Source organism: Pseudomonas sp. LBUM1640 (assembly GCF_059716225.1).
The window spans coordinates 6,170,428-6,185,883 of sequence record NZ_CP166816.1 but is presented as its reverse complement, the minus strand read 5'-3'; the positions used below and the strand labels follow the sequence as shown (position 1 = coordinate 6,185,883).

Sequence of the window (15,456 nt, the reverse complement as noted above, 5' to 3'; positions counted from 1 at the left end):
CATGGCACGACTAAAAGAGATTTACTGGAAAGAAATCGCACCTAAGCTTAAGGAAGAACTTAAGCTTTCGAACGTGATGGAAGTTCCACGCGTTACCAAAATCACCCTGAACATGGGTTTGGGCGAAGCGGTCGGTGATAAAAAAGTCATCGAGCACGCTGTTGCTGACCTGGAAAAGATCACCGGTCAAAAAGTCGTTGTGACTTACGCTCGGAAATCCATCGCTGGCTTTAAAGTCCGTGAAGGTTGGCCGATCGGCGTCAAAGTGACTCTGCGCCGTGAGCGTATGTACGAATTCCTGGATCGTCTGCTGTCGATCTCCCTGCCTCGGGTTCGCGACTTCCGCGGCCTGAATGCCAAGTCCTTCGATGGTCGTGGTAACTACAGCATGGGCGTGAAAGAGCAGATCATCTTCCCGGAAATCGACTACGACAAGATCGATGCTCTCCGCGGTCTGGACATCACCCTGACCACCACTGCCAAGAACGATGATGAAGGTCGCGCCCTGTTGCGTGCTTTCAAATTCCCGTTCCGCAACTGATTGGAGTAGGACCATGGCCAAGATGAGCATGAAAAACCGCGAGCTGAAGCGTCAGCTCACGGTTGCCAAGTACGCCAAGAAGCGTGCAGCACTGAAAGCAATCATCGTTGATCTGAACGCAAGTCCAGAAGCACGTTGGGAAGCTACAGTTGCTCTGCAGAAGCAGCCACGTGACGCAAGCGCTTCGCGCATGCGTAACCGCTGCCGCCTGACCGGTCGTCCACACGGCGTTTACCGCAAGTTCGGCCTCGGCCGTAACAAACTGCGTGAAGCGGCAATGCGTGGTGACGTACCAGGTCTGGTTAAAGCTAGCTGGTAAGTACTTTCAGCGTCCCGGTGGGCAGAATCGCAAGATACTGACCGCCGGTGGCCTTGAATCTGGATCAAGCCCCTTTTGGGGCTTGTTTCATTTCTGGAGTATGTCTAAAATACGCGGCTCGCCTGAGCCCGTGTTTTTTATACTCGGAGATTCTCGGTGACATATGTAGCCGCAAGGCTAATTTTTTTGTATTAGGAGCGTCTAGCCCATGAGTATGCAGGACCCGTTAGCGGACATGCTAACTCGTATCCGTAATGCCCAGATGGCTGAAAAGTCCGTCGTAAGCATGCCATCTTCCAAGTTGAAGGTAGCTGTTGCCAAAGTCCTGAAAGACGAAGGCTACATTGCGGGTTATCAGATCAGCAGCGAAACCAAACCACTGCTGTCCATCGAGCTGAAGTACTTTGAAGGCCGTTCGGTCATCGAAGAAGTGAAGCGCGTTAGCCGTCCAGGCCTGCGTCAGTACAAGTCCGCTGAAGATCTGCCGAAAGTTCGTGGCGGTCTGGGCGTGTCTATCGTCTCCACCAACAAAGGTGTGATGACGGATCGTGCTGCGCGCGCTGCCGGTGTCGGCGGCGAAGTTCTTTGCACTGTGTTCTAAGGGGGGATAAGCATGTCTCGCGTCGCTAAGAACCCCGTTAAGCTGCCAGCCGGTGTCGAAGTCAAATTCGCAGGCCAACAGCTTTCGGTGAAGGGTGCCAAGGGCACTCTTGAACTGAACATCCATTCGTCCGTTGAGATCGTTGAAGAAGCTGGTGAGCTGCGTTTCGCTGCTCGCAATGGCGATCAACAAACTCGCGCAATGGCCGGTACCACGCGTGCGTTGGTAAACAACATGGTCCAAGGCGTAAGCCAAGGCTTCGAGCGCAAGCTCCAGCTGGTCGGTGTTGGTTACAAAGCGCAAGCAAAAGGCACGGTTTTGAACCTTGCCCTTGGCTTCTCGCACCCAGTGGATTACGAACTGCCGGAAGGCATCACCGCTGAGACCCCTAGCCAAACCGATATCCTGATCAAGGGCATCGATAAGCAGCTGGTAGGTCAGGTGGCCGCTGAGATCCGCGACTTCCGTCCACCAGAGCCGTACAAAGGCAAAGGTGTGCGCTACGCGGACGAAGTCGTCCGTCGTAAAGAAGCCAAGAAGAAGTAGGGCATAGCAAATGACCGACAAAAAAGTTACTCGACTGCGTCGCGCTCGCAAAGCACGCCTGAAAATGCACGAGCTCGAAGTCGTGCGTCTCTGCGTGTATCGCTCGTCGCAGCACATCTACGCCCAGGTCATCTCGGCCGACGGCAACAAAGTCCTGGCAAGCGCCTCGACTTTGGATAAAGAACTGCGTGATGGTGCCACTGGCAACATCGACGCGGCCACAAAGGTTGGCCAGCTGGTCGCTACGCGTGCTAAGGCCGCTGGCGTCTCGCAAGTGGCTTTCGACCGCTCTGGCTTCAAGTACCACGGCCGCGTTAAAGCGCTGGCTGATGCTGCTCGTGAAGCTGGGCTGGAGTTCTAAGTTATGTCAAATAACGACCAAAAGCGCGACGAAGGCTACATTGAGAAGCTGGTTCAAGTTAACCGCGTAGCCAAAACCGTTAAAGGCGGCCGTATCTTCACTTTCACCGCGTTGACCGTGGTGGGTGATGGTAAAGGGCGTGTTGGCTTCGGCCGTGGCAAGTCACGTGAAGTGCCTGCTGCGATCCAGAAGGCAATGGAAGCTGCTCGTCGCAACATGATCCAAGTTGATCTGAACGGCACCACGCTGCAGTACGCAATGAAGTCCGCTCACGGCGCTTCGAAGGTGTACATGCAGCCTGCTTCTGAAGGTACCGGTATCATCGCTGGCGGCGCTATGCGTGCTGTCCTCGAAGTTGCTGGCGTTCAGAACGTTCTGGCCAAGTGCTACGGCTCGACTAACCCGGTAAACGTGGTTCACGCCACTTTTAAAGGTTTGAAAGCTATGCAATCTCCTGAGTCCATCGCTGCCAAGCGTGGTCTGACTGTCAAGGAGATCTTCTGATCATGGCTACCGTTAAAGTAACGCTGATCAAAAGCATGACCGGCCGCATCCCTAACCACAAACTGTGCGTTAAAGGTTTGGGTCTGCGTCGCATCGGTCACACTGTAGAAGTCCAGGATACTCCCGAGAATCGCGGGATGATCAACAAGGCTTACTACATGCTGCGTGTAGAGGGTTAATCGATGAAACTCAATGATCTGAGTCCAGCGCCGGGTTCCCGTCGCGAAAAGCATCGTCCGGGCCGTGGTATCGGTAGCGGTTTGGGTAAGACTGGTGGCCGTGGCCACAAAGGTCAAACCTCCCGCTCCGGTGGCACCATCGCTCCAGGCTTTGAAGGCGGTCAACAGCCGCTGCATCGTCGCCTGCCTAAGTTCGGTTTCGTATCCCTGAAAGCCATGGACCGCGCAGAAGTGCGTTTGTCCGAGCTGGCTAAAGTGGAAGGCGACATCGTTACTGTGCAGACCCTGAAAGATGCCAACGTGATCAACGTCAACGTACAGCGTGTGAAAATCATGCTGTCCGGTGAAGTGACTCGCGCTGTCACTATCGGCAAGGGAATCGGCGCCACCAAAGGTGCGCGTTCGGCTATCGAAGCAGCTGGCGGCAAGTTCGAGGAATAAATGGCTAAGCAAGGTGCTCTCTCAGCGCTCGGCAAAGGCGGTATGTCTGAACTTTGGGCTCGTCTGCGTTTTCTGTTCCTGGCGATTATCGTCTACCGAATAGGCGCACACATCCCGGTTCCAGGTATCAACCCGGACCGACTCGCAGACCTGTTTCGACAGAATGAGGGGACCATTCTTAGCTTGTTCAACATGTTTTCCGGCGGCGCGCTGGAACGGATGAGCATCTTTGCACTGGGGATCATGCCGTACATTTCGGCATCGATCATCATGCAATTGATGACCGCCGTCAGCCCGCAGTTGGAGCAGTTGAAGAAGGAAGGTGAAGCTGGCCGTCGCAAGATTAGCCAGTACACCCGCTACGGCACTGTCGTCCTCGCCCTGGTTCAAGCTATCGGCATGTCCGTTGGCTTGGCGGGGCAGGGGATTGCGTTCACTGTTGACTTTGGCTTCTATTTCGTCGCGGTATCCACTTTTGTGGCTGGTGCGATGTTCATGATGTGGCTGGGTGAGCAGATTACTGAGCGTGGTGTTGGTAACGGTATCTCGATGTTGATTTTCGCAGGTATCGTCGCCGGTCTTCCGAGAGCAATTGGGCAGTCTTTCGAGTCTGCGCGTCAGGGTGATATCAATATCTTCGCCTTGGTTGCTATCGGTTTGCTGGCAGTAGCGATTATCGGTTTTGTGGTGTTCATTGAGCGTGGCCAGCGTCGTATTGCTGTTCACTACGCCAAGCGTCAGCAGGGCCGTAAGGTCTTCGCTGCGCAGACTAGCCACTTGCCGCTGAAAGTGAATATGGCCGGTGTTATTCCGGCAATTTTCGCGAGCAGCATATTGCTGTTTCCGGCTTCGTTGGGTACCTGGTTTGGTCAGTCTGAAAACATGGGCTGGCTGCAGGACCTCTCTCAGTCGATCGCTCCTGGTCAGCCGTTGAATATTCTGCTGTTTAGTGCAGGGATTATTTTCTTCTGCTTCTTCTATACGGCGTTGATGTTCAATCCGAAAGACGTAGCGGAAAACCTGAAGAAGTCCGGTGCCTTTATTCCGGGTATCCGTCCAGGTGAGCAGTCGGCACGCTACATTGATGGCGTTCTGACGCGTTTGACCCTGTTCGGTGCTCTATATATGACGGCCGTATGCTTGTTGCCCCAGTTCCTGGTGGTTGCAGCAAACGTTCCGTTCTACCTTGGCGGGACCTCGTTGCTGATCGTGGTCGTGGTTGTGATGGACTTCATGTCCCAAGTACAATCGCACCTCGTTTCGCACCAGTACGAATCCCTGATGAAGAAAGCCAACCTGAAGGGTTACGGCAGCGGCATGTTGCGCTGAGTACCCATAAGGTTCGAGGAGTTGGTGATGAAAGTTCGTGCATCGGTGAAAAAGCTGTGCCGTAACTGCAAGATTATTCGCCGCGAAGGTGTTGTTCGAGTAATTTGCAGCGCGGAACCGCGTCACAAACAGCGCCAAGGCTGAGTGTGATCCGCTTGAAGCCCGGCAGCTAGTGCGCTGCCGGGTTGATTATTTGTTATTACAGCGATATTATCTCGCGCCCTATTTCTTGGCTTCCGGGGCGTAGGTAGCTGTCAATTGGAGTCCCACTGAATGGCCCGTATTGCAGGCGTTAACATTCCAGATAACAAGCACACTGTTATCTCGCTGACCTACATCTATGGTGTTGGTCGCACTACTGCGCAGAAAATTTGCGCAGACACTGGGGTAAACCCAGCCGCAAAGATCAAAGATCTGAGCGACGAGCAGATTGAGCTGTTGCGTGGCGAAGTGGCGAAGTTCACCACTGAAGGTGACCTGCGTCGCGAAATCAACATGAAAATCAAGCGTTTGATGGACCTCGGTTGCTACCGTGGTCTGCGTCATCGTCGTGGTCTTCCAGTACGCGGTCAGCGTACCAAGACTAACGCGCGTACCCGTAAAGGTCCGCGTAAGCCGATCCGCAAGTAATCGCCCACGCGAATCGACAGGAAAATTATCATGGCAAAACCTGCTGCTCGTCCTCGTAAAAAAGTTAAAAAGACAGTGGTTGATGGCATCGCCCACATCCATGCTTCTTTTAACAACACAATCGTGACCATCACCGACCGTCAAGGTAACGCGCTGTCTTGGGCTACCTCTGGTGGTTCGGGTTTCCGCGGTTCCCGCAAGTCCACGCCGTTTGCTGCTCAAGTAGCTGCTGAACGTGCTGGTCAAGCTGCGCTGGAATACGGCCTGAAAAACCTCGACGTCAACGTCAAAGGTCCAGGTCCAGGTCGTGAGTCTGCTGTCCGTGCTTTGAACGGCTGTGGCTATAAGATCGCCAGCATCACCGACGTGACGCCAATCCCGCACAACGGGTGCCGTCCGCCGAAGAAGCGCCGCGTGTAATCCAGGAGATTGTAAAGAATGGCTCGTTACATTGGTCCAAAATGCAAACTCGCTCGTCGCGAAGGCACCGATCTCTTCCTGAAGAGCGGCGTGCGCGCGATCGAATCGAAGTGCAACATTGAAGCAGCACCTGGTATCCACGGCCAACGCCGCGGTCGCCAGTCCGATTACGGCACCCAACTGCGTGAAAAGCAGAAGGTCCGTCGTATCTACGGCGTTCTCGAGCGTCAGTTCAGCGGCTACTACAAAGAAGCTGCTGGCAAAAAAGGTGCAACCGGTGAAAACCTGCTGCAACTGCTCGAATGCCGTTTGGACAACGTTGTATACCGTATGGGCTTTGGTTCGACTCGCGCCGAATCCCGTCAGCTGGTATCGCACAAATCCGTCAGCGTAAACGGCCAAACCGTTAACGTACCGTCCTACCAGGTTCGTGCTGGTGACGTGGTCGCGATTCGCGAGAAAGCAAAAAACCAACTTCGCATTGTCCAAGCTCTCGATCTGTGTGCCCAACGTGGCCGCGTAGAATGGGTAGAAGTAGACACTGAGAAGAAGTCGGGCGTTTTCAAGAACGTTCCTGCTCGCAGTGATCTGTCCGCCGACATCAACGAAAGCCTGATTGTCGAGCTCTACTCCAAGTAAGGGCTAGAAAATAGGTGCATCCATGCAGATTTCGGTAAATGAGTTCCTGACACCCCGCCACATTGATGTGCAGGTTGTCAGTCCAACCCGCGCCAAGATCACTCTCGAGCCTCTCGAGCGTGGTTTTGGCCACACCCTGGGCAACGCGCTGCGCCGCATCCTGTTGTCCTCAATGCCCGGCTGTGCAGTAGTCGAGGCCGAGATTGACGGTGTGCTCCACGAGTACAGCGCCATCGAAGGTGTACAGGAAGACGTAATTGAAATCCTGTTGAACCTTAAAGGTCTGGCTATCAAGCTGCACGGCCGTGACGAAGTTACGCTGACCTTGTCGAAGAAGGGTTCGGGGGTGGTTACCGCTGCCGATATTCAGCTGGATCATGATGTCGAGATCGTTAACCCCGATCACGTAATCGCTAACCTGGCGTCTAACGGCGCCCTGAACATGAAGCTCACCGTAGCTCGTGGTCGTGGTTATGAACCGGCCGACTCGCGTCAGAGCGATGAAGACGAAAGCCGCAGCATTGGTCGCTTGCAGCTTGACTCTTCGTTCAGCCCGGTTCGCCGTATCGCATACGTGGTGGAAAACGCCCGTGTCGAACAGCGTACTAACCTGGACAAGCTGGTTATTGATCTGGAAACCAACGGTACTCTGGATCCTGAAGAGGCTATCCGCCGCGCTGCAACCATTCTGCAACAGCAGTTGGCTGCGTTCGTCGACCTCAAAGGTGACAGCGAACCAGTGGTAATCGAGCAGGAAGACGAGATCGATCCGATCCTGCTTCGCCCGGTTGACGATCTGGAACTGACTGTACGTTCGGCTAACTGCCTTAAGGCGGAAAACATTTACTACATCGGCGACCTGATTCAGCGTACCGAAGTAGAACTGTTGAAGACTCCGAACCTGGGCAAGAAATCCTTGACTGAAATCAAGGACGTTCTGGCCTCCCGCGGTCTGTCCCTCGGCATGCGCCTCGACAACTGGCCGCCTGCAAGTCTTAAGAAGGACGACAAGGCGACTGCCTGATCGTCGTAATCACCGAACGTGAGTTTGGTAAGGAATGAACCATGCGTCATCGTAAAAGTGGTCGTCACCTGAGCCGTACCAGCTCGCACCGCAAGGCCATGTTTCAAAACATGGCGGTGTCGCTGTTCGAGCACGAGCTGATCAAAACTACACTGCCGAAAGCTAAAGAACTGCGTCGCGTTGCTGAGCCGCTGATCACTTTGGCCAAGACAGACAGCCTGGCTAACCGCCGTTTGGTTTTCGACCGTACTCGTTCGAAAGCTATCGTTGGTAAGCTCTTCAACGACCTGGGCAAGCGTTACGCTACCCGTGAGGGTGGCTACCTGCGCATCCTCAAGTGCGGCTTCCGCACTGGCGACAACGCGCCTATGGCGTACGTCGAGTTGGTTGATCGTGCTACTGCCGGCGAAGCTGTAAGCGCCGAGTAAAACGACAAGCTGCAACGAAGAACCGGGCCTAGTGCCCGGTTTTTTGTGGGCGTTAGAAAACCCAACTATATTCTTCGCTTCACTGCCTTCTCTACGAAACCCATAACTATCTGCTGCGCTGGTGTATTAGTTATTCTCTATCAAAGTCCATGATTTAATGCATTTGATGGCGTCATCTTGATGGTCGATACTCCCTCCAAGCCGATTAGCCGGCAGTTCCAAGTCTGACCTGAGGAAGATTGAGCATGAGCCAGAACAAAATCCTTACCACCGCCAGCGGTGCGCCTGTCGCCGACAACCAGAACTCCCGCACTGCCGGCCCACGAGGCCCATTGCTGCTCGACGACTTTCACCTGATCGAGAAGCTCGCGCACTTCAACCGTGAAAATATCCCGGAACGTCGTGTGCATGCCAAAGGTTCGGGTGCTTACGGCACGTTTACCGTGAGCCGAGATATCACTCAGTACACCAGCGCCAAGCTGTTCGAATCTGTCGGCAAACAAACCCCGACCTTCCTGCGATTCTCCACGGTAGGCGGCGAGCGCGGTTCGGCTGATACCGAGCGTGACCCACGCGGCTTCGCGCTGAAGTTCTATACCGAAGAAGGTAACTGGGACATCGTGGGTAACAACACGCCAGTGTTCTTCATCCGTGACCCGCTGAAATTCCCGGACTTTATCCACACCCAAAAGCGCCTGCCGCAAAGCAACCTGAAGAGCGGGCAGATGATGTGGGACTTCTGGTCGCACTCCCCGGAGGCGCTGCACCAAGTCACTATCCTCTTTTCGGATCGAGGCATTCCTGACGGCTACCGTCACATGCATGGCTTCGGCAGTCACACCTACAGTTTGATCAACGACAGGGGCGAACGTCATTGGGTCAAGTGGCACTACAAGACCAAGCAAGGCATCAAGAACCTGGCACCCGCTGAGGCAGCGCGCCTGGCCGGTACAGACCCAGATTACGCTCAGCGTGACTTGTTCGGTGCGATTGAGCGCGGCGACTTCCCGAAATGGAGTGTCAACATCCAGATCATGACCGAGGCCCAGGCTGCCGCGCATTATGAGAACCCCTTCGACGTTACCAAGACCTGGTCGCAGCAAGAGTTTCCTTTGATCGAAGTCGGCGAGCTGGAGCTTAACCGCAACCCGCAGAACTACTTCGCCGAAGTTGAGCAAGCCGCGTTTGGACCAAGCAACATGGTTCCTGGTGTAGGTCTGTCGCCAGACCGCATGCTGCAAGGCCGCGTATTCGCTTACGCCGATGCGCACCGCTACCGTGTAGGCACTAACCACCAGCAGTTGCGGGTGAATGCTCCACTTAGCCCGGTGAACAGCTATCAGCGTGACGGTTCGATGGCCTTCGGGAGTAACGGCGGGGCTGCGCCCAATTACGAGCCAAACAGCTACGCTGACGCGCCCAAGCAGGCACCGCAATACGTAGAGCCTGCGCTGGCGCTTAGCGGTGCAGCTGATCGCTACGATCATCGCGAAGATACCGATTACTACAGCCACGCAGGTGCGCTGTTCCGCTTGATGGATGCCGGGCAGAAGGCCCTGCTGATCAGCAACATTGCCGGCGCTATGGCCGGGGTCAGCAGCGATGTGGTGCAGCGCCAGCTGCAGCACTTCTTCAAAGCTGACCCTGCTTACGGGCAAGGCATTGCAACTGCGCTGGGCGTAACGCTTAGCTGACTCTAAACGAGAAGCAGAACCGCCCTCATTTGGGCGGTTTTTGCGTTATTTCCGCTACTTTTCTCAGAAAAACTTCGGTTTTCTGCCGCTCGTCTCGTGACCTCCGGCTCGTGATGGTTCAAACTACAGACTTTCAAGCAGGGAGATGTAGGGCGATGCAAGGTCACCCCGACGTAATCGATTACCTCAACACGTTGCTGACGGGCGAACTGGCAGCTCGTGACCAATATTTCATCCATTCGCGTATGTACGAAGACTGGGGCTTTACCGAGCTCTATGAACGTATTAATCACGAAATGGAAGAAGAGGCACAGCACGCCGACGCGTTGATGCGCCGTATCCTGATGCTCGAAGGCACGCCGCGCATGCGTCCCGACGACCTGGATGTGGGCACCACGGTGCCTGACATGCTCGCAGCCGATCTTCGGCTCGAATACAAGGTGCGTGCCGCACTCTGCAAGGGCATCGAGCTCTGTGAGCAGCACAACGACTATGTAACCCGCGAAATCCTCCGGGTGCAGTTGAATGACACCGAAGAAGATCACACCTACTGGCTGGAAAAGCAGTTGGGCCTGATCAAGCTGATCGGCCTGGAGAATTACCTGCAATCGCAGTTCTGATCCCCGGCTACAAAAAAGCCCCTGTCACCGCAACGTGACAGGGGCTTTTTCATGAGCCCGATAAATCAGGCTTTATCGCGTGCCAATAATGGCTTCAAGTAGTAACCGGTATGCGACTGCGGCATTTCGCAGACCTGCTCCGGCGTGCCCACCGCAATAATCTGGCCGCCCTTGGAGCCGCCTTCCGGCCCCAGGTCCACCAACCAGTCGGCGGTCTTGATCACATCCAGGTTGTGCTCAATGACCACCACTGTGTTGCCGTGGTCTCGCAAGCGGTGCAGCACGTCCAGCAATTGCTGAATGTCGGCAAAGTGCAGGCCCGTGGTCGGCTCATCAAGGATGTACAAGGTCTTGCCGGTATCACGCTTGGACAGCTCGCGAGACAACTTCACCCGCTGCGCCTCGCCGCCGGACAAGGTAGTCGCCGATTGCCCCAGCTTGATGTACGACAAGCCCACATCCATCAACGTTTGCAGCTTGCGCGCCAACGCTGGAACCGCGTCGAAGAACACCCGCGCTTCCTCGATGGTCATCTCGAGGGTTTCATGGATGCTCTTGCCCTTGTACTTGATCTCGAGCGTTTCGCGGTTATAACGCTTGCTCTTGCACACATCGCACGGCACGTAGATGTCCGGCAGGAAGTGCATCTCTACCTTGATCAAGCCATCGCCCTGGCACGCTTCGCAGCGCCCGCCCTTGACGTTGAACGAGAACCGCCCAGGCCCATAACCGCGCGAGCGGGATTCCGGCACGCCGGCAAACAGTTCGCGAATAGGCGTGAACAACCCGGTATAGGTCGCCGGGTTGGAGCGCGGTGTACGGCCAATCGGGCTTTGGTCGATGTCGACGACTTTATCCAGGTGCTCAAGGCCCTTGATGCTGTCGTGAGCAGCCGCTTCCAGGGTGGTCGCGCCGTTCAAGGCGGTGGCACTCAGTGGGAACAGTGTGTTGTTGATCAGCGTCGACTTGCCCGAGCCGGATACACCTGTCACACAGGTCAACAAGCCCAGAGGGATTTCCAGGTCGACATTACGCAAATTGTTGCCGCGCGCGCCCTTGAGGTGCAACGCCATCTTCTTGTTGCGTGGCGTACGCTTGGCCGGCACTGCAATCTTCACGCGCCCCGACAGGTACTTACCGGTCAACGAGTCCGGGTGAGCCATAACTTCGGCAGGTGTGCCCTCGGCAACAATATGCCCACCGTGCACACCCGCGCCCGGGCCAATGTCGACGACGTAATCCGCCAGGCGAATCGCGTCTTCATCGTGCTCGACCACGATCACCGTGTTGCCGATATCCCGCAGGTGCTTCAGCGTGCCCAGGAGGCGGTCATTGTCGCGTTGGTGCAAGCCAATCGACGGCTCATCGAGGATGTACAAAACGCCCACGAGACCGGCACCGATCTGGCTGGCCAAACGGATCCGCTGAGCTTCACCGCCCGACAGAGTGTCGGCGCTGCGATCCAGCGACAGGTAATCCAGGCCGACGTTAACCAGGAACTGCAGGCGCTCGCGGATCTCCTTGAGGATCTTGTCGGCAATTTCCCCGCGGCGGCCGGTCAGCTTGAGCACACCAAAATATTCACAGGCGTCACCGATCGGCAGGTTGGTCACTGCCGGCAACGTCTTCTCACCCACCCACACATGCCGCGCTTCGCGACGCAGGCGAGTGCCCCGGCAATCCGGGCAAGGCTGAGTGCTGAGGAATTTGGCCAGTTCTTCGCGCACGCTCGCCGACTCGGTCTCGCGGTAGCGACGTTCCAGGTTCGGCACGATGCCTTCGAATGGGTGCGAGCGTTTGACGATATCGCCACGGTCGTTCAGGTATTTGAAGTCGACGTTCTGCGAGCCGCTGCCGTGCAGGATGACCTTCTGCTGCTCGGCCGGCAGTTGGTTGAACGGCACTTCCAGGCTGAATTTATAGTGCGACGCCAACGACCCCAACATCTGGAAGTAGTAGACGTTACGCCTGTCCCAGCCACGTATCGCACCCTCCGCCAGAGTCAGGTCACCGTTAACCAGGCGCTTGATGTCGAAGAATTGTTTAACCCCCAGCCCGTCACAGGTCGGGCAGGCACCCGCCGGGTTGTTGAAGGAAAACAACTTGGGTTCGAGCTCGCTGATCGCATGGCCACAGATCGGGCAGGCAAAGCGCGCGGAGAAGATGATCTCTTCACCCGGCTCGTCATCCATTGGCGCAACCAGCGCAATACCATCCGCCAGCTTCAGCGCGGTCTCGAACGATTCGGCCAGACGCTGCTGCAAGTCGGCGCGTACCTTGAAGCGGTCGACCACCACATCAATGGAGTGCTTCTTCTGCTTGTCGAGCTTCGGCGCTTCATCCAGCTCATAAAGCTTGCCGTTGATGCGTGCGCGCACAAAACCTTGCGCACGCAACTCTTCGAAAACCGAAAGATGTTCGCCTTTACGTTCACGAATCACCGGCGCCAGCAGCATCAGCTTGGCGCCTTCCGGCTGGGTCAGCACCAGGTCGACCATCTGGCTGACGGTCTGGGCTTCCAGGGGAATATCGTGGTCCGGGCAGCGCGGAATACCCACGCGCGCATACAGCAGGCGCAGGTAGTCGTAGATTTCGGTAATGGTGCCCACGGTGGAGCGTGGGTTGTGGGAGGTCGATTTCTGCTCGATGGAAATAGCGGGCGACAAGCCTTCAATGGTGTCGACGTCAGGCTTTTCCATCATCGACAGAAATTGCCGGGCATAGGCCGACAGCGATTCCACATAGCGGCGCTGACCTTCGGCATACAGCGTGTCGAACGCCAGGGACGATTTGCCGGAGCCGGACAGCCCGGTGATGACGATCAGTTTGTCCCGGGGCAGGGTCAGGTCGATGTTCTTCAGGTTGTGGGTTCTAGCCCCACGAATCAGGATCTTGTCCAAGATGGCCTCGCACGGCGGGCGTAAATAATGCAGGAGTATACGGCTAAAGACTGGATGAATATACACTGTCAAAGTGCCGGGTGCAGCCTTACATGAAAGCTGCGCGGCAAAGCGCCGCATATACCCTCTCAATCGATGGGACTGGTAGAATCGCCGCCGGTTCACACGAGGTTTTTCCATGCACGATCCCCACAGCGAACGCATGAGTAGCGGCGAGACCCGAGCGGCAAGCGGTCTGGCCCTGGTGTTCGCCTTCCGTATGCTTGGCATGTTTATGGTGTTGCCGGTGCTGGCGACCTATGGAATGGATCTCGCAGGGGCAACCCCCGCCCTGATCGGCCTGGCGATTGGCGCCTATGGCCTGACCCAGGCGCTGTTTCAGATTCCGTTCGGGATCATTTCCGACCGTATTGGCCGTCGGCCAGTGATTTACCTGGGGCTCATTGTGTTCGCCCTGGGCAGTGTGCTCGCGGCGCAGTCCGATTCGATCTGGGGCGTAATCGCCGGGCGCGTTCTGCAGGGCGCCGGCGCGATTTCCGCCGCCGTCATGGCGCTGCTTTCGGACCTGACCCGCGAGCAACACCGCACCAAGGCCATGGCCATGATCGGCATGACCATCGGCCTCTCGTTCGCGGTGGCCATGGTGGTGGGCCCATTGCTAACGCGCGCCTTTGGTTTGCACGGGTTATTCCTGGCCACGGGCGGCATGGCGTTGTTCGGCATCGTGATCGTGGCCTTCATGGTGCCGCGTTCCACCGGCACCTTGGCGCACCGTGAGTCCGGCGTCGCGCGCAAGGCGTTACTGCCGACCCTCAAGCACCCGGACCTGCTGCGCCTGGATTTAGGTATCTTCGTATTGCACGCGATGCTGATGTGCAGCTTCGTCGCGCTGCCCCTGGCACTGGTCGAAAAAGCCGGCCTGCCCAAGGAGCAGCACTGGTGGGTCTACCTGACAGCCTTGTTGATCTCGTTCTTCGCCATGATCCCGTTCATCATCTACGGCGAGAAGAAACGCAAAATGAAACGAGTTTTGCTCGGCGCCGTCGCGACGCTGATGCTCACTGAGCTATTCTTCTGGGAGTTCGGCGACAGCCTGCGGGCGCTGGTAATCGGCACGGTGGTGTTCTTCACCGCGTTCAACCTGCTGGAGGCCTCGTTGCCTTCGCTGATCAGTAAAGTTTCACCGGCCGGTGGCAAAGGCACGGCGATGGGGGTGTATTCCACAAGCCAGTTCCTCGGCTCTGCGCTGGGCGGCATCATGGGGGGCTGGATGTTTCAGCACGGCGGGTTGTCGGTTGTGTTCCTCGGATGCGCCGGGCTGGCTGCACTTTGGCTGGCCTTTGCTGTTACCATGCGCGAACCTCCCTACGTCACAAGCCTGCGTTTGCCGCTATCGCCTGAGGCGATCCGTGAAAGCGGTCTGGTAGAGCGTCTGAAGGCCGTCGTAGGGGTAACAGATGCAGTTGTGGTCGCTGAAGAGGCGGCCATTTACATCAAATTGGACACCGAATTATTGGATCGCGCGACGCTCGAGCAACTGGTCAACCCAGTGCCGACAGCGCGCCCAGCCTAGGAGAACGTTATGGCCCGTGGGGTTAACAAAGTCATATTGGTCGGTACTTGCGGCCAGGATCCCGAAGTTCGCTACTTGCCTAACGGTAATGCCGTGACCAACCTGAGTCTGGCGACCAGCGAGCAGTGGACCGACAAGCAGACTGGCCAGAAGGTCGAGAAAACCGAATGGCACCGTGTGTCGATGTTCGGCAAGGTTGCAGAGATCGCGGGTGAGTACCTGCGCAAAGGTTCGCAGGTCTACATCGAAGGCAAACTGCAAACCCGCGAGTGGGAAAAAGACGGCATCAAGCGTTACACCACTGAAATCGTGGTCGACATGCAAGGCACCATGCAACTGCTCGGCGGCCGCCCACAGCAGGGCGACCAACAAGGCGGGGGCAACAACTACCAGCAGTCCGCTCCGGCCCCACGCCAGCAAGCTCCGCGCCCGCAGCAGTCGGCACCGCAACAGTCGCGTCAGGCGCCGCCTCCACAGCAGGCCGCTCCACAGCCGGCTCCGGATTTCGACAGCTTTGATGACGATATTCCGTTCTAACCTACATTAGACCTTTTTGTAGAATTTAGCCCCAAAGCCCCCGCACTGCGGGGGCTTTGCATTTCTACGCGTGTAAAAAATATCTCGAGCAGGCTCCTTAGGTCAGGTGCCACGTAGATACCTAAAGATAGGCGTGCGCCGTGAAACCTTCGGCGCGCAGGGCTAAGTCC

The 15,456-nt window shown here is 56.5% G+C and carries 20 protein-coding genes; 19 read left to right on the top strand and 1 reads right to left on the bottom strand.

Annotation, left to right across the window (positions count from 1 at the left end):
• The first annotated feature begins 1 nt into the window (after window position 1).
• The 17 genes from rplE to bfr all read left to right on the top strand — a co-directional run bounded on the left by rplE (window position 2) and on the right by bfr (window position 10,276).
• A complete protein-coding gene (rplE, locus tag ACA065_RS27510; protein ID WP_003176415.1) occupies window positions 2-541 on the top strand; it encodes a 50S ribosomal protein L5 in 540 nt (179 codons plus the stop codon).
• A 13-nt stretch (window positions 542-554) separates the two neighbouring features.
• Complete coding sequence (gene rpsN / locus ACA065_RS27505; RefSeq protein WP_003176414.1) at window positions 555-860, top strand: 30S ribosomal protein S14; 306 nt, start codon at window positions 555-557, stop codon at window positions 858-860.
• A 208-nt stretch (window positions 861-1,068) separates the two neighbouring features.
• The gene (gene rpsH / locus ACA065_RS27500; protein WP_010566853.1) at window positions 1,069-1,461 is read left to right on the top strand and encodes a 30S ribosomal protein S8; all 393 of its coding nucleotides are present in this window, start codon (window positions 1,069-1,071) and stop codon (window positions 1,459-1,461) included.
• 12 nt (window positions 1,462-1,473) lie between these two features.
• Entirely contained in the window at window positions 1,474-2,007 is a 534-nt protein-coding gene (rplF, locus tag ACA065_RS27495) for a 50S ribosomal protein L6 (protein WP_003176412.1), read from the top strand.
• 10 nt (window positions 2,008-2,017) lie between these two features.
• The gene (gene rplR / locus ACA065_RS27490) at window positions 2,018-2,368 is read left to right on the top strand and encodes a 50S ribosomal protein L18 (RefSeq protein WP_015886135.1); all 351 of its coding nucleotides are present in this window, start codon (window positions 2,018-2,020) and stop codon (window positions 2,366-2,368) included.
• 3 nt (window positions 2,369-2,371) lie between these two features.
• Window positions 2,372-2,872 (top strand): 30S ribosomal protein S5, encoded by a 501-nt coding sequence (gene rpsE, locus ACA065_RS27485; protein ID WP_003176409.1) that lies wholly within the window; start codon window positions 2,372-2,374, stop codon window positions 2,870-2,872.
• Window positions 2,873-2,874: 2 nt separating this feature from the next.
• Complete coding sequence (gene rpmD / locus ACA065_RS27480; RefSeq protein ID WP_003176408.1) at window positions 2,875-3,051, top strand: 50S ribosomal protein L30; 177 nt, start codon at window positions 2,875-2,877, stop codon at window positions 3,049-3,051.
• Window positions 3,052-3,054: 3 nt separating this feature from the next.
• A complete protein-coding gene (gene rplO / locus ACA065_RS27475) occupies window positions 3,055-3,492 on the top strand; it encodes a 50S ribosomal protein L15 (RefSeq protein ID WP_003176407.1) in 438 nt (145 codons plus the stop codon).
• Entirely contained in the window at window positions 3,493-4,821 is a 1,329-nt protein-coding gene (gene secY / locus ACA065_RS27470) for a preprotein translocase subunit SecY (protein ID WP_094950471.1), read from the top strand.
• A gap of 27 nt (window positions 4,822-4,848) precedes the next feature.
• A complete protein-coding gene (rpmJ, locus tag ACA065_RS27465) occupies window positions 4,849-4,965 on the top strand; it encodes a 50S ribosomal protein L36 (RefSeq protein ID WP_002555468.1) in 117 nt (38 codons plus the stop codon).
• A gap of 129 nt (window positions 4,966-5,094) precedes the next feature.
• A complete protein-coding gene (gene rpsM / locus ACA065_RS27460; protein WP_003210063.1) occupies window positions 5,095-5,451 on the top strand; it encodes a 30S ribosomal protein S13 in 357 nt (118 codons plus the stop codon).
• A gap of 30 nt (window positions 5,452-5,481) precedes the next feature.
• The gene (gene rpsK, locus ACA065_RS27455; protein WP_002555466.1) at window positions 5,482-5,871 is read left to right on the top strand and encodes a 30S ribosomal protein S11; all 390 of its coding nucleotides are present in this window, start codon (window positions 5,482-5,484) and stop codon (window positions 5,869-5,871) included.
• A gap of 18 nt (window positions 5,872-5,889) precedes the next feature.
• On the top strand, window positions 5,890-6,510 hold the full coding sequence (gene rpsD / locus ACA065_RS27450; RefSeq protein ID WP_003210056.1) for a 30S ribosomal protein S4: 621 nt from the start codon (window positions 5,890-5,892) through the stop codon (window positions 6,508-6,510).
• A 22-nt stretch (window positions 6,511-6,532) separates the two neighbouring features.
• Entirely contained in the window at window positions 6,533-7,534 is a 1,002-nt protein-coding gene (locus ACA065_RS27445; protein ID WP_003176403.1) for a DNA-directed RNA polymerase subunit alpha, read from the top strand.
• 41 nt (window positions 7,535-7,575) lie between these two features.
• Window positions 7,576-7,962 (top strand): 50S ribosomal protein L17, encoded by a 387-nt coding sequence (gene rplQ / locus ACA065_RS27440; protein WP_017135967.1) that lies wholly within the window; start codon window positions 7,576-7,578, stop codon window positions 7,960-7,962.
• A 245-nt stretch (window positions 7,963-8,207) separates the two neighbouring features.
• Entirely contained in the window at window positions 8,208-9,656 is a 1,449-nt protein-coding gene (locus tag ACA065_RS27435) for a catalase (RefSeq protein WP_497692321.1), read from the top strand.
• Window positions 9,657-9,811: 155 nt separating this feature from the next.
• Window positions 9,812-10,276, top strand: coding sequence for a bacterioferritin (gene bfr, locus ACA065_RS27430; protein ID WP_003176400.1), 465 nt, complete (start codon window positions 9,812-9,814; stop codon window positions 10,274-10,276).
• Between the two features lie 65 nt (window positions 10,277-10,341).
• Here the strand turns inward: bfr and uvrA are convergent, their stop codons facing one another.
• Window positions 10,342-13,176: an excinuclease ABC subunit UvrA gene (uvrA, locus tag ACA065_RS27425; protein WP_497692320.1), complete on the bottom strand. Its 2,835-nt coding sequence runs from the start codon at window positions 13,174-13,176 to the stop codon at window positions 10,342-10,344.
• Between the two features lie 178 nt (window positions 13,177-13,354).
• Between uvrA and ACA065_RS27420 the strand changes: the two genes are divergently transcribed.
• Window positions 13,355-14,749 carry an MFS transporter gene (locus tag ACA065_RS27420; RefSeq protein ID WP_497692319.1) on the top strand — a complete coding sequence of 465 codons (1,395 nt, stop codon included), beginning with the start codon at window positions 13,355-13,357 and terminating at the stop codon, window positions 14,747-14,749.
• Window positions 14,750-14,758: 9 nt separating this feature from the next.
• The gene (locus ACA065_RS27415) at window positions 14,759-15,286 is read left to right on the top strand and encodes a single-stranded DNA-binding protein (RefSeq protein WP_010467282.1); all 528 of its coding nucleotides are present in this window, start codon (window positions 14,759-14,761) and stop codon (window positions 15,284-15,286) included.
• Window positions 15,287-15,456: the final 170 nt, after the last annotated feature.